The sequence below is a fragment of the Streptomonospora nanhaiensis genome (genome assembly GCF_026642255.1).
GTDB lineage: Bacteria > Actinomycetota > Actinomycetes > Streptosporangiales > Streptosporangiaceae > Nocardiopsis > Nocardiopsis tropica.
Genome location: NZ_CP113264.1, coordinates 2,057,133 through 2,075,770, shown reverse-complemented (window position 1 = coordinate 2,075,770; position 18,638 = coordinate 2,057,133). Strand labels below are relative to the sequence as shown.

Genomic DNA, 18,638 nt, shown 5'->3' with positions numbered 1-18,638 from the left:
GCCTTCCGGGGGCGCGGTCCTACCGGAGGGCGTCGATGCCCGGCAGGTCCTTGCCCTCCAGGTACTCCAGGCTGGCGCCCCCGCCGGTGGAGATGTGGCCGAAGGCCTCCTCGTCGAAGCCCAGCGCGCGCACTGCCGCGGCGGAGTCCCCGCCGCCGACCACGGTGAACGCGTCCGAGTCGACCAGGGCCCGGGCCAGGGCACGGGTGCCTCCCGCGTACGGCTCCATCTCGAAGACGCCCATCGGGCCGTTCCAGAACACGGTCCTGGCGTCGGCCAGCTTCCCGGCGAAGAGCTCCTGGCTCCTCGGGCCGATGTCCAGGCCCATCCGGTCTGCCGGGATGGCCTCGACGTCGACCGGGGCGTGCGGGGCGTCGGCGGCGAACTTCTCGGCCGCGACGACGTCGACGGGCAGGACGATCTCCACGCCCTCGCGCTCGGCGCGCTCCAGGTAGCCGCGCACGGTGTCGAGCTGGTCGGCCTCCAGCAGGCTGGAGCCGACCTCGTAGCCCTTGGCCTTGAGGAACGTGAACACCATGCCGCCGCCGATGAGGATGCGGTCCGCGGTGCCCAGCAGGTTGTCGATGACGCCGAGCTTGTCGGAGACCTTGGAGCCGCCCAGGACCACCGCGTAGGGGCGCCGGGGGTCGGCGGTGAGCGTGCGCAGGACCTCGACCTCGGTCAGGACGAGCCCGCCGACGGCGTGCGGGAGCTTGCCGGGGAGGTCGTAGACGCTGGCGTGCTTGCGGTGCACGGCGCCGAAGGCGTCGCCGACGTACAGCTCGGCGAGCTCGGCGAAGCGGTCGGCGAGCTCACCCCGCTCCGCGTCGTCCTTGCTGGTCTCCCCGGGCTCGAAGCGCACGTTCTCCAGCAGCGCGACCTGACCGTCCCCGAGGGAGGCGGCGGTCGCCCGGGCGGACTCGCCCGCGGTGTCGGCGGCGAAGGCCACCTCGGCGCCCAGCAGCTCGCCCAGCCGGGCGGCGACGGGCCGCAGGGAGTAGCGGGGGTCCGGGGCGCCCTTGGGGCGGCCCAGGTGCGCGGCGACGATGACGCGGGCGCCGCGCTCACGGAGCTTGACGATGGTCGGCAGGGCCGCGCGGATGCGACCGTCGTCGGTGATGCGTTCTCCGTCCAGGGGCACGTTCAGGTCGGCCCGGACGAACACGCGCTTGCCGGAGACGTCGAGGTCGTCGATCGTCCGCATGCTGGTCTCCTCGTTGGGGTGTGGTCTGCTCTGTCCCGGACGGTACGGCCGGGGGGTGCTCACGACGGCACCCCTCCGCGCGCACTGCGGGCGAAGGGGTGCCGTCTCACGCGCCGGTGGCCAGGGGGCCGAGGCGTTACAGGCTGGAGCCGACCAGCTTGGCCAGGTCGGCGAGGCGGTTGGAGTAACCCCACTCGTTGTCGTACCAGCCGAGGATCTTGACCTGGTTGCCCGCGACCATCGTCATCTTCGAGTCGAAGGTGCAGGAGGGCGGGGTGCCGACGATGTCGGACGAGACGATCTCGTCCTCGGTGTAGACCAGGACGTCCTTGAGCGGGCCCTCGGCCGCGGCCTTGAACGCGGCGTTGACCTCGTCCTTGGTGGCCGGGCGCTCCAGGGTGACGACCAGGTCGGTGGCGGAGCCGTCCGGGACGGGGACGCGCATGGCCATGCCGTCGAGCTTGCCCGCGAGCTCGGGGATGACCAGGGCGGTGGCCTTGGCGGCGCCGGTGGTCGTCGGGATGATGTTCTGCGCGGCCGCGCGGGCACGACGCAGGTCCGAGTGCGGGAAGTCCAGGATGACCTGGTCGTTGGTGTACGCGTGCACCGTGGTCATCAGGCCCTGGACGATGCCGAAGCTGTCCAGGAGCACCTTCGCCATGGGCGCCACGCAGTTGGTGGTGCAGGAGGCGTTGGAGATGACGTGGTGGCTCGCGGGGTCGTACTTGTCGTCGTTGACGCCCATCACGACGGTCAGGTCCTCGCCCTTGGCGGGCGCGGAGATGATGACCTTCTTGGCGCCCGCGGCGATGTGCTTCTTGGCGTCCTCGGCCTTGGTGAAGCGGCCGGTGGACTCGATGACGACGTCCACGCCGAGGTCGGACCAGGGCAGCTGGGCCGGGTCGCGCTCGGCGAGGACCTTGATGTTCTTGTCGCCGACGCGGATGAAGTCGTCACCGACCTCGACGTCGCCGTCGAGGGTGCCGAGCACGGTGTCGTACTTGAGCAGGTGCGCGAGCGTCTTGGTGTCGGTGAGGTCGTTGACCGCGACGATTTCGATGTCGCTGCCGCCGGCGGCGACCGCGCGCCAGAAGTTGCGGCCGATCCGACCGAAGCCGTTGACGCCTACACGGATGGTCACGGAACCAATCTCCTCATATGTCGCACATCAGTTTCACCCGCGCGTTCGCACACTCCCGGGGAAACCGGACTGGTACAGCCCGACCCAACCGTGTTGAACAGCGTGAACGCGTAACAGGTGTTCACAAAGAGCCTAGCGGAATGTCGACGGGGAGCCGTTCCGACCCCGCGTCCAGCGACCCGCCACCCCTCGCGGGTTCGCGACCATCCTGACATCGCAAAGCTAAGAGGTCTATACCATTTTCGGAAGTTATCCGGGAGTTTTCCCAGTTAACAAAGCCGAACATCCGCATTGCGGCCCTGTTGCCGCCCCTCCCCTGCCCTCCCGGGGCTCAGGGGACGAGCATGTCCGGAGTGAGGTTGGCCTCGGTCCCCTCGATGCCCAGGTCGCTCGCCCGCTTGTCGGCCATCGCGAGGAGCCTGCGGATGCGGCCGGCGATGGCGTCCTTGGTCAGCGGCGGGACGGACAGCTGGCCCAGCTCCTCCAGCGACGCCTGCTTGTGCGCCAGGCGCAGCTGGCCCGCCGCGACGAGGTGCTTGGGCGCCTCGTCCCCCAGGATCTCCAGGGCCCGCTCCACGCGCGCCCCGGCCGCGACCGCCGCACGCGCGCTGCGCCGCAGGTTGGCGTCGTCGAAGTTGGCCAGGCGGTTCGCGGTCGCCCGCACCTCCCGCCTCATCCGGCGCTCCTCCCACGCCAGCACGCTCTGGTGCGCGCCCAGCAGGGTCAGGAGGGCGCCGATGGAGTCGCCGTCGCGGACCACCACGCGGTCGACGCCGCGCACCTCCCGCGCCTTGGCGTGCACCTTGAGGCGGCGGGCGGCGCCGACCAGCGCCAGCGCGGCCTCCGGCCCGGGGCAGGTGACCTCCAGGGACATCGACCTGCCCGGCTCGGTCAGGGAGCCGTGCGCGATGAACGCGCCCCGCCACGCCGACTCGGAGTCGCAGGCCCCTCCCGCCACCACGTGCCGGGGCAGGCCCCGCACCGGGCGGCCGTTGTTGTCCACCAGGCCCGTCTGCCGGGCCAGGGACTCGCCGTCCTTGATCACCCGCACCACGTACCGGTTGCCCTTGCGCAACCCGCTCGGGGAGAGCACGACCACCTCGGACTCGTGTCCGAACACCTCCGAGATGTCCTTGCGCAGACGCCGCGCGGCCGCACCGGTGTCGAGCTCGGCCTCGATCACGATCCGCCCGCCCACCAGGTGCAGTCCCCCGGTGAAACGCAGGATGGTGGACACCTCCGCCTTGCGGCAGCATGGCTTGAGAATGGCCAGACGGCTCAACTCATCCTTCACCACGCCGGTCATCGCCATCGCTGCGATCCTCCCCTTGGAACAGCCCGAACCGGCACCGCGCGCCCGGTACCGGGGATGCGTCCCCGCGGGCTGGCCGCCGGGGACTTTCTCCGAGGCAGACTACGTTACGGGACGCTCGGTGCCGACCCCCGGACGGCGTGTCGCCCCCGCACCCTCCCTCCCCGCCGGGGCGCTGTCGGCCTTCGTGCCGGTGTGGGGTCAATTGCCCCCCGCCCCCGGTAGGAGCTCCTCCAGGCGGTCGCGAAGGACGACGGCGTGGTTGTGCTCCCCGTCCTTCGCGGCGTACAGGAGGGTGACCGGCCCCCGGCGGGCGGCGTCGAGGATCGGCGACAGCGCGTCGGGGCGCGAGTCCAGCTCCGTCCGGTAGCGCTCGGCGAACTCGCGGAAGCGCTCCGGGTCGTGGCCGAACCAGGCGCGCAGCTCACTGCTCGGAGCCGCCTCCCCGACCCAGCGGACGCCCTCCATGGAGGCCTTGCTCACCCCGCGCGGCCACAGCCGGTCCACGAGGAAGCGGGCTCCCGGAGGCTTCCCGCCGCCCCGGTCCCGCACCTCGTCGTAGACGCGCTCCAGGTACACGTTCCGATCGGCCATGACGCCGGTCTTCCCCGGACGGCGGCCGGAGGAACGTCAGTCGACCAGGATCCGCTCGAAGGCCGCCGCCAGCAGCTCGGCGTCGTGGCGGGGGCTGCCGTCGGAGTGCGACAGGTCGTCCAGTTCCAGGCGTCCGCCCAGCTCACGCGTGACCGCCCGCAGCGGCGCCGCGTCGTCGACGGTGCCGCGGTCGGCCAGCACCACGTCCACCCCCAGCTTGGGGGCGTGCTCGCGCAGGACCTCCAGGTAGGTCTCGGGCCGGAAGTCGTCGGTCTCGCCCCTCTGCGGGGACAGGTTGAGGGTCACCAGCCGCCGGGCCCGGGTGGTGACCAGCGCGTGGGCCAGATCGGGGACCAGCAGGTGCGGGAGCACGCTCGTGAACCAGGACCCGGGGCCGAACACGATCCAGTCGGCCTCGCGCACCGCCTTGACGGCCTGCGGGCTCGCGGGCGGGGCCTCGGGGATCAGGGAGACGGAGCGCACCCGGCCGCTGGTGCTGGCGCACGCCACCTGCCCGCGCACCGTCGTCAGCGCGTCGGGCCGCTCCGGGTCCAGGCCCGAGACCTCGGCGGCGATCTCCAGCGGGACCGAGGACATCGGCAGGACCCTGCCGTGGGCGCCGAGCAGCTGCCCGACCCAGTCCAGTCCGGCGACGGAGTCGCCCAGGAGTTCCCACAGGGCCACGATGAGCAGGTTGCCGACGGCGTGGCCGTGCAGCTCGCCCTCCGAGCTGAACCGGTGCTGGAGCACCTGGCTCCAGGTGTGGCCCCACTCGTCGTCCCCGCACAGGGCGGCGAGCGCCATGCGCAGGTCACCGGGCGGGAGGACCCCCAGCTCCTGCCGGAGCCGACCGCTGGAACCACCGTCGTCGGCGACCGTGACGACCGCCGTCACGTCGGTGGTCACCCTTCGCAGCGCGGAGAGGGAGGCGTGCAGCCCGTGCCCCCCGCCCAGCGCGACCACCCGGGGTGGGCGCGGCCCGTCCCCGTCCGGCCCGGTGCTTCTCGCCATGGCTGTGGCCTGCCCCCTCGTCCCGACTGCAGCGGACGCGCCGGACCGTGCCGCCGAGGACGGCGGGCAGCAGGTCGGCACACGCCCCCGGTCCGCCGGCGCCCCGTCCGCGCGGGGAACGGCACCAGCGGTGACCGGGCCAATCTAGGGGAAGACGCCCCTCTTGGCGATTCGGTTGACCCGCCCTGCCTCCCCCGGGCGCGCGACCGGCCCGGTTCGGCCGTGCCGGCGCCCCCCGTCGGCGCGGGGACGGCCGGCCGGACGTCCCCGCGCGCATCCCCTCCCCTACTCCCGGCCCACGTCGCGGTGCACGACGTGCACGTCGACCCCCTGTCCGCGCAGCCGGTCGGCGAACTGCTCGGCCATGGCCACGCTCCGGTGCTTGCCGCCGGTACAGCCCACCGCGAGGGTCATGTAGTGCTTGCCCTCGCGCTGGTATCCGGCGATGGTCAGCCTGAGGACCTCCGAGTACGCCTCCAGCATCTCCTTGGCCCCGTCCTGGGACAGCACGTAGTCGCTCACCGGCGCGTCGCGGCCGTTCATGGGCCTGAGCTCCGGCACCCAGTGGGGGTTGGGGAGGAAACGGCAGTCGAGGACGAGGTCGGCGTCGACGGGGAGCCCGTGCTTGAAGCCGAAGGAGACCACGTTGGCGCGCGGCCGGGACTCGTCGCTCTCCCCGAAGAAGCCGATCACCCGTGCCTTGAGCTGGTGCACGTTGAGCTGAGAGGTGTCGATGACCAGGTCCGCCTCGCCGCGGACGGCGAGCAGCGTCTCGCGCTCGCGCGCGATGCCGTCGGTCAGGCGGCCGTCTCCCTGGAGCGGGTGCGGCCTGCGCACCCCCTCGAAGCGGCGGACCAGGGCGTCGTCCCCCGCCTCCAGGTAGAGCACCCGTGCGACGATGTCGCGCTTGCGCAGCTCCTCCACCGTGGACAGCAGGTCCTCGGTGAAGGCCAGTGAGCGCACGTCCACGACCACCGCGACCCGGGGGACCGCCCCGTGCGTGCGGCCGGCCAGCTCGATCATCGTGGGCAGAAGGCCCGGTGGCAGGTTGTCCACCACGAACCAGTCCAGGTCCTCCAGGGCCCTGGCCGCCGTGCTGCGGCCCGCACCGGACATCCCGGTGACGATGACCACCTCGGGCGGTAGCTCCCCGCCCAGTTCGACCGTCATGTGTCTCCTTCCCCGTCAGTGGTGTCTCCTGCTGAGGCCCCGTCACCCTCCCCGCCCCGTCCGGCGGGGCCGCCGGACAGGTGCGCGTGCACGGTCTCGGCCAGCTTGGGGCCGATGCCGGGCACGTTCGCGATCTCCTCGGCCGAGGCCGAGGCAAGTCTCTTCACCGAGCCGAACTCCTTGATCAGGGCGGACCTTCGCGCCGGGCCCAGCCCGGGGAGCTCGTCCAGGCTGCTGCCGGTCAGGGCCTTGGCCCGCTTCTGCCGGTGGTAGGCGATGGCGAAGCGGTGCGCCTCGTCGCGCAGCCGCTGGAGCAGGTACAGGCCCTCCCCGGTGCGCGGCAGGATCACCGGGTCCTCGTCTCCGGGCAGCCACACCTCCTCCAGGCGCTTGGCCAGGCCGCAGACGGCGACGTCCTCGATGCCGAGCTCGTCCAGCGCGCGGCGCGCCGCCTCGGCCTGGGGCCTGGCTCCGTCCACCACCACCAGGTTAGGCGGGTAGGCGAACTTCCCGGGTGACGGTTCGTCGTCGGTCCGGTGACCACCGGGGTCGCCGGTCTCGCCCATCCGGGCGACCTCGCCGCTCCTGGAGCTCTCCTCCAGGTAGCGGCGGAACCGCCGCCTGACGACCTCGTACATGGCGGCGACGTCGTGCTGCTCGCGGTCGCCCTCCCCGCTGCCGCGGATGGAGAAGCGGCGGTACTCCGACTTGCGCGCCAGCCCGTCCTCGAACACCACCATGGAGGCGACCACGTGCTCCCCCTGGAGGTTGGAGATGTCGTAGCACTCGATGCGCAGCGGGGCCTCGGCGAGGTCGAGGGCCTCCTGGATCTCGTTGAGGGCGCGGCTGCGCGTGCTCAGGTCCCCCGCCCGGTGGGTCTTGTGCCGGGCGAGCGCCTCCCTCGCGTTCTTCTCGACCGTCTCCATGAGGGACTTCTTGTCCCCCCTCTGCGGCACCCGCAGGTCGACGGCGGAGCCCCGGTGCCCGGAGAGCCAGGCGGCCAGCGCCTCGGGGTCGGCGGGCTCGTGCGAGACCAGGACCTCGCGCGGCACGGCGGTGCCGGTGCCCGCGCTCTCGTCCGTGCCCTCGGCCGCCCCGTAGAGCTGGCCCAGGAACGTCCGCATGAGCTCGGCGGGGCCGGCGTCGGTGACCTTGTCCACCACGTAGCCGCGCTGTCCGCGGATACGGCCGCCGCGCACGTGGAAGATCTGCGCCGCCGCCTCCAGCGGGTCGTCGGCCATGGCGATGACGTCGCAGTCGGTGGAGTCGGGCAGGACGACGGCCTGCTTCTCCAGGGCGGCGCGCAGGGCCTCGATGTCGTCGCGGATGCGCGCGGCGCGCTCGTACTCCATCTCCCCGGCGGCCTCCCTCATCCGCGACTCCAGCTCGCGGATGAACCGCCCGGTGTCCCCGGCCAGGAAGGAGCAGAAGTCGTCGGCGAGCTCGCGGTGCTCCTCCGGGGTGGCCTTTCCCACGCACGGCGCGACGCACTTGCCGATGTAGCCGAGCAGGCACGGGCGGCCGCTGTTGCGCGCGCCGCGGAACACCCCCGCCGAGCAGGTGCGCACCGGGAAGACCCGCAGCAGCAGGTCGACCGTCTCGCGGATGGCCCAGGCGTGGGAGTAGGGGCCGAAGTAGCGCACCCCCTTGCGCTTGGCGCCGCGCATGACCTGGACGCGGGGGAACTCCTCGTTGAGGGTCACCGCCAGGTAGGGGTAGCTCTTGTCGTCGCGGTACTTGACGTTGAACCGGGGGTTGTACTGCTTGATCCAGGAGTACTCCAGCTGGAGCGCCTCGACCTCGGTCCCGACGATCGTCCAGTCGACGTCGGCCGCGGTGGAGACCATCTGCTGGGTGCGCGGGTGCAGCCCCGCGAAGTCCCGGAAGTAGGAGGAGAGGCGGGACCGGAGGCTCTTGGCCTTGCCGACGTAGATGACCTGCCCCGACGCGTCCCTGAACCGGTAGACGCCCGGCGAGGTCGGAATGGATCCGGGTGCGGGACGCAGGTGAGGAGTCACAGCCATGACCCCATTCTGGTAGGTCGGAGGGACAGACGGCCACTCGCGGCCCGCCCGGGGCCGCCGTGGCGGGGCTCACGCCGGCCGCCGGGGGCTGCGGCGCCCCGGTGGCGGAGGGGCCCTCGCGTGCGGGCGCACCCCATGGTCATGCAAACGTCACGATTGCGCATCTGCATGGTCTAGGTTGGGCGGGTACAGACGAACTTCCGGACATGAACGACAAGGAGGACCCTCGTCGTGGACCCCTCCCAATGGATCGCGATCGGCATCGCCGTCACGCTCGCTCTGCTGCTGGTGTTCGCCATCAGATGGGTGCTCAAGAACAAGCTGGCCAAGGCCTGGCGCGTCGCGGACTACGTGGTCGCGCGCACGCGCGTCTCCGGCTACACGGCGGCCGCGGTGGTCGGCGCCAACCTCGCGCTGCCCGAGCGGCAGGACGTGCCCTGGAGCACGTACCAGGTCATCGAGCACGCGATGCAGATCCTCATGATCGGGTCGCTGACGGCGCTGGGCATCAGCCTGGCGCACGCCGTCACCGACATGGTCCTCGCCCGGCTGTCGGTCGCCAACGGCGACGCCGACCGCAAGGCCCGGCGCCTCCAGACCCAGGTGCGGCTGCTGCGCCGGGTCATCACGTCGATCATCGTGGTCCTGGCCATCGCGTCGATACTGTTCACGTTCGACTCCGTGCGGGCGCTCGGCGCCGGGCTGCTGGCCTCCGCGGGCATCATCGGCATCGTCGCCGGTGTCGCGGCCCAGTCGACCCTGAGCAACCTGTTCGCCGGGCTCCAGCTGGCCTTCAGCGACGCGCTGCGCATCGGCGACGTGGTCGTGGTCGAGGGCGAGTGGGGGCGCGTCGAGGAGCTGAGCCTGGTCAACGTCACCATCAAGATCTGGGACGAGCGCCGCCTGGTCGTGCCGGTCGCGAACTTCACCACGACCAGCTTCGAGAACTGGACCAAGCAGGGCACGGCGATCACCGCGAAGGTCATGCTCCCCCTGGACTGGGAGGTCCCGATCGCGGAGCTGCGCGAGGAGGCCGGCCGCCTGATCACCTCCAGCTCCAACTGGGACGGGCGCAGCTGGTCGTGCCAGGTCGTCGACGTCACCCAGACGGGCGAGGTGATCGTGCGGGTGGTCGCGACCGCCGCCGACACCGGGACCCAGTGGGACATCGCCTGCGAGATCCGCGAGCACCTGATCGGGTGGCTGGTCGCGCACTACCCCGAGTCGCTGCCGCGCAGCCGCACCGAGTTCGTCTCGGGGGACGACGACGCCTCGTACGCCACGCAGTTCCCCACCTCGGCGTTCCGCCGCCGGGAGCCGAACGGCGTCACCGGCCCTCCCGGAGGAGACCCCGGGGAGAGCTGATCCGACGCGAACGGCGCCCGGGGCCCCGCGCTCCGGGCGCCGTCGTGCGTGCGGGACCGATCCGTCCCGGGGCCGGGCCCCGGGGGCGCTCCTGGTCAGTCCAGGATGATGTCCTCGCCGTCGATCGTGACGGTGAACCCCTCCAGCGGCTCCTGCGCCGGACCGGTGACCACCTCGCCCGTCGAGATGTCGAACTCGCTCCCGTGGCACAGGCACCGGATGACGTCGTCGACCTCCTGGACGGTGCAGCCCCCGTGCGTGCAGGAGGCGCTGAACGCCCGGTAGTCGTCCTTCTCCGGCTGGGTCACCACCAGCTTGCTGTGGTGGAAGACCGCGCCCGCCCCCTCGGGGACGTCGGTGGTCTGGCCGACCACCTGGCCGCGCCGGACGTCCTGCGGACGGGGCGGTTCCCCGCCGCAGGCGCTCACGGCCGTGACGGCCGCCGCCGCGCCCGCCGTTCCGAGCAGGCTCCGCCTGCTCACCCCGCACCCGCACGTCCTCTTACCGGCCACGACCGAACGCTCCCTCACCTGCGCGGAAATATCACTACACAATGTAGTAGGCATGGAGGGGTGCCCTGCGCCGGGGCCCCTCGGGAAGCTCCTCCGGCCGGGGCTACGGGGCCGGGGGGTGCGCCTGCGGGTCGGCGACGTCGAGCACCACGGTCCCCGCGATCCTGTCGTGCAGGCCCTGCCGGTTGGGCCTGTTCCAGGCGGCCATGCCGCCGGTGAGCACCGCCATGACGGCGACCAGCAGCCACCAGAGCCAGCCGAGGGCGAAGAACAGCAGGTACACGAACAGGAAGGGCAGCGCCAGCAGCGCGGCGCGCACGACCAGGGCGGTGATGCGCACGGCGCCCAGGCTGCCGGTGCCCTCCACCGGCGCCACCTTCAGCCCCAGCCTGCGCTTGCCCAGGGTCTGGTGCCGGCGGGTGAGGGCGAAGGTCTCGTAGCCGGTGTAGAACGCGAACCAGACCACCGACAGGAAGACCGGGTACCGGTCCTCGATGCCCTGCGTCGACCCGTTGGAGACCTGCTGGACCCCGACCCAGGCCAGCGTCACGACGAGTCCGACGAGCAGCGCGGGCAGGGCGACCAGGACGAGGTCGATGAGCCTGGCCAGGACCCGGGTCCGCCAGCCCGCCAGCGGGTACAGCCGCTCGGGCCCGGGAGGGGCGGAGGGGGCCGCGTGCCCGGCGGCGGGCACGGTGGTCTCGGCCGGGTCCGCGGGGGCGTGCCCGTACGCCCGGTCGTGGGGCGGCTCCTGGCGGCCCTCCGGCCGCACTCCGTGTTCGGGTCCGGGCGGGGGAGCGTTCATGGCGGTGGCCGACCTCCTGGCTGTCGAGGGGCTGCCCGGGGCAGGGTGGCGCACGGACACGCCCGACTGTACCCACCCGGCGGCACCCGTCGTGAACGGGCCGATCCGCTGTGGCCGGCCCCTTCCGGGGCCCGCCCGGCGCCGGGCGTCCCGTCCCGGCCCCGGCCCGGGACGGCGAGTGGTCCGCCCCCGCCGAACCCGGCGGGGGCGGGCCCGTTCGGCCCCGGACCGCTAGAGCAGCTTGGCGAGGAACCGCCCGGTGTAGGACTCGGCGACCGCCGCGACCTCCTCCGGGGTGCCCTCCGCGATCACCGTGCCGCCGCCCGAACCGCCCTCGGGTCCCATGTCGATGACGTGGTCCGCGGTCTTGATGACGTCGAGGTTGTGCTCGATGACGATCACCGTGTTGCCGGTGTCCGCCAGCCGGTTGAGCACGCCCAGCAGCTTGCGGATGTCCTCGAAGTGCAGGCCCGTGGTCGGCTCGTCCAGCACGTACACCGTCCGGCCGGTGGAGCGCCGCTGGAGCTCCGCCGCGAGCTTGACGCGCTGGGCCTCACCGCCCGAGAGGGTGGTGGCGGGCTGCCCGAGCCGGACGTACCCCAGGCCGACGTCGTCCAGGGTCTGGAGGTGGCGGCGGATGGCGTTGATCGGCTCGAAGAACTCCAGCGCCTCGGAGATGGGCATCTCGAGCACCTCGGAGATGCTCTTGCCCTTGTAGTGGACCTGGAGGGTCTCCCGGTTGTACCGGGCGCCGTGGCAGACCTCGCAGGGCACGTAGACGTCGGGCAGGAACTGCATCTCGATCTTGAGCGTGCCGTCGCCGGCGCAGGCCTCGCAGCGGCCGCCCTTGACGTTGAAGGAGAACCGGCCGGGCTGGTAGCCGCGCGTCTTGGCATCGGTGGTCTGCGCGAACAGTTTGCGGATGTGGTCGAAGACCCCGGAGTACGTGGCCGGGTTGGAGCGCGGGGTGCGCCCGATCGGGCTCTGGTCGACGTGCACGACCTTGTCGACCTTGTTCATGCCGTTGACCCGCACGTGCCGGCCGGGCACGTCGCGCGCCCCGTTGAGCTCCTTGGCCAGCGCCTTGTACAGGATCTCGTTGACCAGGGTGGACTTGCCCGAACCGGACACGCCCGTGACGGCCGTGAACACGCCCAGCGGGAACGCGACGTCGATCCCGTGGAGGTTGTTCTCCCGGGCGCCCTTCACCACCAGCTCGTGCCCCTTCGTGAGGGGTCGCCTCCCCTCGGGGAGCGCGATGACGCGCCGGCCGGACAGGTACTCGCCGGTCAGCGACGTCTCTGAGGTGAGGAGTTCGTCCACGATGCCGGACACCACGACGTGTCCGCCGTGCTCGCCCGCGCCGGGGCCGATGTCCACCACCCAGTCGGCGGCGCGGATGGTGTCCTCGTCGTGCTCGACCACGATCAGCGTGTTGCCGATGTCGCGCAGCCGCTGGAGGGTCTCCAGGAGGCGGGCGTTGTCGCGCTGGTGCAGGCCGATGGACGGCTCGTCGAGCACGTACAGCACTCCCACCAGACCGGAGCCGATCTGCGTGGCGAGCCTGATCCGCTGGGCCTCGCCGCCGGAGAGCGACCCGGAGGAGCGGGCCAGGCTCAGGTAGTCGAGGCCGACGTCGAGCAGGAAGCCGAGGCGGGCGTTGATCTCCTTGAGGACCTGGGCCGCGATGACCGCGTCGCGGTCGGAGAGCGTGAGCCCGGCGAGGAAGGCGGCGCTGTCGGTGAGCGACATCTGCGCGACCTCGGCGATGGACCGGCCGCCCACCGTCACGGCCAGCACGACCGGCTTGAGGCGGGTCCCCTCGCAGGTGGGGCAGGGCACGGTGCGCATGTACCCCTCCAGCCGCTCGCGACCGTAGTCGCTCTCGGTCTCGGAGTGGCGGCGCTTCACCCAGGGGATGACGCCCTCGAACTCGGTGTAGTAGGAGCGGTTGCGCCCGTACCTGTTGCGGTAGGTGACGTGGACCTGGGTGTCGTGCCCCTCCATGAGCGCCTTGCGCGCGCGGCGCGGCAGCCTCTCCCACGGGGTGTCCAGGTCGAACCCGACGGCCTCGCCGACCGCGGTCAGGATGCGCTCCCAGTAGCCGCTGTTGGGCCCGCCCGACCAGGGGCCGATGGCGCCCTCGGCCAGCGTCTTCTCCGGGTCCGGGACCAGCAGCTCGGCGTCGACCTCCATGCGGGTGCCCAGGCCCGAGCAGTCGGGGCAGGCGCCGTAGGGGGCGTTGAAGGAGAAGGAGCGGGGTTCGAGCTGCTCGAAGGAGAGGTCGTCGTAGGGGCAGTAGAGGTGCTCGGAGAACACCTTCTCCCGCTCGGCGTCGTCGGCGTCCAGGTCCACGAAGTCCAGGACGATGGTGCCGCCGGCGAGCTTGAGCGCGGTCTCGACGGAGTCGTTGAGCCGACCCCGGGCGCCCTCCTTGACGGAGAGCCGGTCCACGACCACGGCGATGTCGTGCTTGTCGTAGCGGCCCAGCTTGGGCGCCTCGTCCAGGCGCACCGCCTCGCCGTCCACGACCGCCCGGGTGTAGCCCTTGGACTGCAGGTCCTTGAAGAGCTCGGTGTACTCGCCCTTGCGTCCGCGCACGACCGGGGCCAGCACCTGGAAGCGGGTGCCCTCGGTCATCTCCAGGACACGGTCCACGATCTGCTGCGGCGTCTGCCGCGCGATCTCCCGACGGCACTCCGGACAGTGCGGCACGCCGATGCGGGCCCACAGCAGGCGCAGGTAGTCGTACACCTCGGTGATGGTGCCGACGGTGGAGCGCGGGTTGCGGCTGGTGGACTTCTGGTCGATGGACACCGCCGGGGACAGTCCCTCGATGAAGTCCACGTCCGGCTTGTCCATCTGGCCGAGGAACTGGCGCGCGTAGGCCGAGAGGGACTCGACGTAGCGGCGCTGCCCCTCGGCGAAGATCGTGTCGAAGGCCAGCGACGACTTCCCCGACCCCGACAGGCCGGTGAACACGATCATGGAGTCACGCGGAAGGTCCAGCGAGACGTCCTTGAGGTTGTGCTCTCGGGCTCCCCGGACTACCAGTTGTTCGACCATCGAGTGAGACATCCTTCGGCATAGGCACACCGGGGCGCGGACCGCGTCCGATGACGGCGGGCGACCCGTGTGTGGCTTCGCGGCGTGGCGGGCGAACGGCCTCAGGCGACCGCCTCGGCCTCGGAATCGGGCCGGTGAGGGGATACGGGGAGGCCTCCGGCCTTCCCCGTCCGTCAAGACTAACGATCGCCGACGTCGGTTTCTTCCACTACGGAGAAGTGGTGGTGCCCCGGCGCTCGCGCGCCAGGACACCACCACTATAGACGAACAGCTGTTCGAAAAAGGCCGTTCCGCAGGATGTCCGCGGGCCGCCCGGAGGCCGCCCGCCCGGGATCAGGACCTGTCGACCGGAACGTCCTTCTCCTCCTCGACGGCGGGCTTGTTGCGCTCGTCGATCCTGGACTTGACGAGGCTTCCGACGATGGTGATCGTCATGATGCCGAGGATCACGGTCAGCGAGGTGCCGATGCCGATGTCGACGATGTGGATGCCGTTCTCGTGCAGCGCGTGGAAGATCATCTTCACGCCGATGAAGACCATGATCGCCGACAGGCCCCAGCTGATGTAGGCCAGGCGGTCCATCAGGCCGGCCAGCAGGAAGTACAGCTGGCGCAGGCCCAGCAGGGCGAAGGCGTTGGCGGTGAAGACGATGTAGGTGTCCTGGGTCAGGCCGAAGATCGCCGGGATGGAGTCGACCGCGAAGACCAGGTCGATGACGCCGATCGCGAGGATGACCAGGAGCATCGGGGTGACGTGGCGCTTGCCGTCGAGCTTCACGGTCAGCTTGGCGCCGTGGTAGTCGCTGCTGACCGGCCAGAAGCGCTTGACCAGGCGGACCACGGGGGTCTGCGTGAAGTCCTTCTCCTCCTCGTCGCCCTTCATGTGGTCACGGACGATCTTGTAACCGGTGTAGATCAGGAAGGCGCCGAAGAGGTAGAACACCTCGCTCCAGGCGTTGATCACCTGGGCGCCGAGGGCGATGAAGATGCCGCGCATGACGATCGCGATGACGATGCCGACGAGCAGGACCTCGTGCTGGTACTTCCTGGGCACCGCGAAGGAGCTCAGGATGAGGTAGAACACGAAGAGGTTGTCGATGCTCAGGCTCTTCTCGGTGACGAAGCCCGCGAAGTACTCCGCGCCGGCCGAACCGCCGCCGAAGTACCAGACCCCGAGACCGAAGAGGATGGCGATGCCGATGTAGAAGACCGCCCACCAGGCGGCCTGCTTGATCCCGAACTCCTGGGGACCCTTGTTCTTGCTCCAGGGGTGGTCGACGATGGCCAGGTCGATCACCAGGATGGCGATCATTCCACCGATCGTCGCAGCCCACACCCACATGGGAACGTCCACGGACGGATTCTCCTCCGGTTGGTGCGCGCGAGCAGTGTGCACGCACGTCGAACTACCGGAGGTCTCTCCCGCTCACGTCCTGAGGACGTGAACCGACGGCACCGGGAGAACGACTCTGTACTCCGTGATGACGACACCGCCGCGACAGGGATACTCCCCTCACGTGAAACCAAGGGTACCGGTCGTGCGCACTCCGTGACACACCTTCGGACCCACGGATCAGGATGGCATCTCCGGCCCCTCCCGGGAAGAGGCGGCGGCGGTGGTATTCATCGCTCCTCCGGGACACATGGGTCAGGCCCCCGGGTAGGGGTCCCCGTCCCCCGGCCCGGGGGATCCTGCCGCGCCCCGCCCCGCCCCCGGCGCCCCGCGGATCAGCGGCGGAGCACCGACTTGTAGACGGCGGCGGCGGCCTCCACCGCGTCCTCCTCGCTCGGCAGCGTCCGCGCGGTCTCCCGTGCACGGGTCCGCAGGTCCGCGGCCAGCACGGGGTCGTCCAGGACCCGCCCCACCGCTGCCGCGAACGCCTCCGTGTCCCCCGGCGGCACCATCAGCACCGTCCCCGCGTACAGGTCGGGGATCCCCCCGACCCGGGTGGAGACCACGGGGAGCCCCGCCCGCAGCGCCTCCATGATCACCAGCGACGGCCCCTCCCACCGGCTGGTGAGACAGAACACGTCCGCGGCGGCGAGGAGGTCGGCCACGTCCGAGCGGTGGCCGAGCATGCGCACGTCGGCGTCCATCTCGGCCGCCGTGTCGTGCAGGCGGCCCCAGAGGGGGCCGTCCCCGGCGATCGCGATCACCGGCTCCGGGCTGCGGTCGGCGATGGAGGGCGCCGCGTCCAGGAGCATGTGCAGCCCCTTCTGTTCCGCGAGCCGGCCGATGGTCAGCAGCAGGGGGCGCTCGGGAAGGACCGCCAGGTCGGCGCGCGTGGCCTCGCGCCCGTTCAGCGGCGTCCCCGTCTCCGGCGCGGCCACCACGGCGAGGCGGGCCTCCCGCGCCCCGAGCGCGCGCATCCGCCGCACCAGGTCGCCGGACACCCCCAGCACCGCGTCCGCGCGGTGGGCCACGATCCGTTCCAGAAGGGGGTAGGCCAGGGCCAGGAGGCCCCCGACCGGCGGCGGCGCGTTGTGCGCCGTCACCACCAGCGGCCGGGCGCCCGCCAGCGCGCAGAGGGCCCCGGCGCGCATCCCGTGCGCGTGGACCACGTCCGCGCCGCGCGTCAGCGAGCGCAGGAGCAGCACCGCGCCGGGGTCCCCCGCCGAGGGCGCGGGGCCGATGGGCACAGGGGAGAAGCGCAGGCCCTCCGAGGTGAACCCGAACTCCTGCTCGGCCTCGGCCGGGCCGAGCACCGCCACCCGGTACCCGCGGGCGCGCAGTCCCGCGCCCAGTGAGCGGACGTGGCGGCCGACGCCTCCTGTGCTGGTACCGACGACCAGCGCGATCCTGCCGTTCACCGCTTCCCCCTCCTGCGTTCGAGTACGGTCCTGGCCCGGTCGGCGACGGCCCGCACGGCGGCACGGTCCGCCAGGGCCGCGACCGCCGCGTAGACCACCAGCCCCGCGGCGCCCGCCGAGGCGGCCGCCCCCGCCGACTGCCACACCCCGTCGGCGGGCAGGAGCCCGGCGACCGCACGGCCCGCCACCCATCCGGCGCCGCCGCCGAGGGCGGCGGCCAGCACCGAGCGCGCCACACCCGCCAGGGCGCCGCGGCCGTGCGCGCGCGCCACGCCCGCGCAGAGCAGTACGGCGGCCAGGGTCAGGCCGACCGTGCTGGCCGCGCCCAGTCCGGCGATCGACCATCCCGGGGGGAGCAGCCACACCAGAACCGCGGCGCACACCGTCACCACGAGCCATCCCACCACCTGGGCCGCGGCGGCGGAACGTCCGTGGTGGGACGCGTACAGGGCCCGGCTGAGCAGGGCGACCAGGCCGAAGCCCACCACACCCGGAGCGTAGGCCAGCAGGGCGCGCTCGAGGGTCTGCGGATCCTGCTGGGCGAAGACCCCGGCCACCGGGGCGGCGGCGGCCGCCAGCGCGGTGCCCACCCCGGCTGTGGCCACCACACAGGCGCGGGCGCCTCCGGCGGCGAGCGCGGCGAACCCCTCCCGGTCGTGTTCGGCGTGGGCCACGGCGAGGGCGGTGAAGGCGCTCGTCGCGATGGGGACCGCGATCACCCCGTACGGGAGGGTGAACAGGGCCCACGCGTAGGTGTAGAGCACGGCCGCCCCCGCGCCCCCACCCCAGTTGGCCAGCGCCACCGACAGCAGGAGGCACACCTGCATGGCCACCAGCGGCAGCAGTGACGCCGCCGCCAGGGAGCGCACCCGCTCCCCCACCCCGGCGGGGAACGTCAGGCGCGGCCGGGGCCCCGTCCTCAGCCGCGCGGCGGGGCCGAGCACCGTCAGGAACAGGGCCGCCGCCCCCGCGGTGGTGCCGAGCGACAGGGTGAGCTCCGCCGCGGCCGGCAGGCCCGCGACGTCCTGGCGGTGGCCGCCGCCCAACGGCACGAAGGCCAGGCAGGCGGCGATCACCACGAGGCTGGACAGCAGCGGCGCCAGTGCGGGCGCCAGGAACCTGCGGTGCGCCTGGAGGACGCCGTACAGGACCGAGGCCAGCCCGTAGAAGACGATCTGGGGTGCGAAGACCACGAGCATGCGGGAGGACAGGGCGAGCAGTGCCTCCCCGTCGCAGCCGGCTCCGGCTCCGAGCATCAGCGCCATCACCGGGGGCGCCGCGAGGGCGAGCAGGACGGACAGCGGGACGGACAGGAGCAGCACCCAGGTGATGAGCGCGGACGCGGTGCGGCGCACCTGGTCGTGGTCGCCGCGGGCGGCGGCCGAGGCCATGACGGGGACGACCACGGCCGTGAGCGCCCCACCGATGACGATCTCGAACAGGACGGCGGGGATCTGGTTCGCGGTGACGTACGCGGTGCCCAGGCAGGTGTCGCCGACGGTCTGCGAGAAGACCACCGTGCGGCCGAACCCCGCCAGGCGCGCCCCCACGGTGGCCACCGCGATGAGCGCCGCCGCCGCGCCGACACCGCTCGTCACGCCGTGGACGGCGCGGGACACCGCGG

The 18,638-nt window shown here is 72.1% G+C and carries 14 protein-coding genes; 1 reads left to right on the top strand and 13 read right to left on the bottom strand.

Going from position 1 to position 18,638, the window contains the following annotated elements:
- Window positions 1–19: 19 nt before the first annotated feature.
- From OUQ99_RS09125 to uvrC, 7 genes are all read right to left on the bottom strand, one after another.
- The gene (locus OUQ99_RS09125; RefSeq protein ID WP_267948986.1) at window positions 20–1,204 is read right to left on the bottom strand and encodes a phosphoglycerate kinase; all 1,185 of its coding nucleotides are present in this window, start codon (window positions 1,202–1,204) and stop codon (window positions 20–22) included.
- Window positions 1,205–1,340: 136 nt separating this feature from the next.
- Window positions 1,341–2,345, bottom strand: a complete 1,005-nt coding sequence (gene gap / locus OUQ99_RS09120) for a type I glyceraldehyde-3-phosphate dehydrogenase (protein ID WP_267948985.1) — start codon at window positions 2,343–2,345, stop codon at window positions 1,341–1,343.
- 331 nt (window positions 2,346–2,676) lie between these two features.
- On the bottom strand, window positions 2,677–3,657 hold the full coding sequence (gene whiA / locus OUQ99_RS09115; RefSeq protein WP_267948984.1) for a DNA-binding protein WhiA: 981 nt from the start codon (window positions 3,655–3,657) through the stop codon (window positions 2,677–2,679).
- A 201-nt stretch (window positions 3,658–3,858) separates the two neighbouring features.
- Window positions 3,859–4,251, bottom strand: coding sequence for a DUF488 domain-containing protein (locus OUQ99_RS09110; RefSeq protein ID WP_267948983.1), 393 nt, complete (start codon window positions 4,249–4,251; stop codon window positions 3,859–3,861).
- Window positions 4,252–4,287: 36 nt separating this feature from the next.
- Window positions 4,288–5,262 carry a gluconeogenesis factor YvcK family protein gene (locus OUQ99_RS09105; RefSeq protein ID WP_267948982.1) on the bottom strand — a complete coding sequence of 325 codons (975 nt, stop codon included), beginning with the start codon at window positions 5,260–5,262 and terminating at the stop codon, window positions 4,288–4,290.
- A 285-nt stretch (window positions 5,263–5,547) separates the two neighbouring features.
- Window positions 5,548–6,432 (bottom strand): RNase adapter RapZ, encoded by an 885-nt coding sequence (rapZ, locus tag OUQ99_RS09100; RefSeq protein ID WP_267948981.1) that lies wholly within the window; start codon window positions 6,430–6,432, stop codon window positions 5,548–5,550.
- Window positions 6,429–8,456, bottom strand: coding sequence for an excinuclease ABC subunit UvrC (uvrC, locus tag OUQ99_RS09095; RefSeq protein WP_267948980.1), 2,028 nt, complete (start codon window positions 8,454–8,456; stop codon window positions 6,429–6,431). The genes rapZ and uvrC overlap by 4 nt, the downstream gene beginning before the upstream one ends.
- 231 nt (window positions 8,457–8,687) lie before the next feature.
- On the opposite strand from uvrC, the gene OUQ99_RS09090 reads away from it, so the two are divergent.
- Window positions 8,688–9,821: a mechanosensitive ion channel family protein gene (locus OUQ99_RS09090; RefSeq protein ID WP_267948979.1), complete on the top strand. Its 1,134-nt coding sequence runs from the start codon at window positions 8,688–8,690 to the stop codon at window positions 9,819–9,821.
- 95 nt (window positions 9,822–9,916) lie between these two features.
- Here the strand turns inward: OUQ99_RS09090 and OUQ99_RS09085 are convergent, their stop codons facing one another.
- From OUQ99_RS09085 to murJ, 6 genes are all read right to left on the bottom strand, one after another.
- Window positions 9,917–10,303, bottom strand: coding sequence for a Rieske (2Fe-2S) protein (locus OUQ99_RS09085; RefSeq protein ID WP_267948978.1), 387 nt, complete (start codon window positions 10,301–10,303; stop codon window positions 9,917–9,919).
- Window positions 10,304–10,436: 133 nt separating this feature from the next.
- Entirely contained in the window at window positions 10,437–11,138 is a 702-nt protein-coding gene (locus OUQ99_RS09080; protein ID WP_267948977.1) for an RDD family protein, read from the bottom strand.
- A 231-nt stretch (window positions 11,139–11,369) separates the two neighbouring features.
- Window positions 11,370–14,204, bottom strand: a complete 2,835-nt coding sequence (gene uvrA, locus OUQ99_RS09075; protein WP_267948976.1) for an excinuclease ABC subunit UvrA — start codon at window positions 14,202–14,204, stop codon at window positions 11,370–11,372.
- A 333-nt stretch (window positions 14,205–14,537) separates the two neighbouring features.
- Window positions 14,538–15,557 (bottom strand): TerC family protein, encoded by a 1,020-nt coding sequence (locus tag OUQ99_RS09070; protein ID WP_267948975.1) that lies wholly within the window; start codon window positions 15,555–15,557, stop codon window positions 14,538–14,540.
- 374 nt (window positions 15,558–15,931) lie between these two features.
- A complete protein-coding gene (locus OUQ99_RS09065; RefSeq protein ID WP_267948974.1) occupies window positions 15,932–17,014 on the bottom strand; it encodes a glycosyltransferase family 4 protein in 1,083 nt (360 codons plus the stop codon).
- Complete coding sequence (gene murJ, locus OUQ99_RS09060) at window positions 17,011–18,633, bottom strand: murein biosynthesis integral membrane protein MurJ (RefSeq protein ID WP_267950318.1); 1,623 nt, start codon at window positions 18,631–18,633, stop codon at window positions 17,011–17,013. Before murJ ends, OUQ99_RS09065 begins: the two co-directional genes overlap by 4 nt.
- Between the last annotated feature and the right edge of the window lie 5 nt (window positions 18,634–18,638).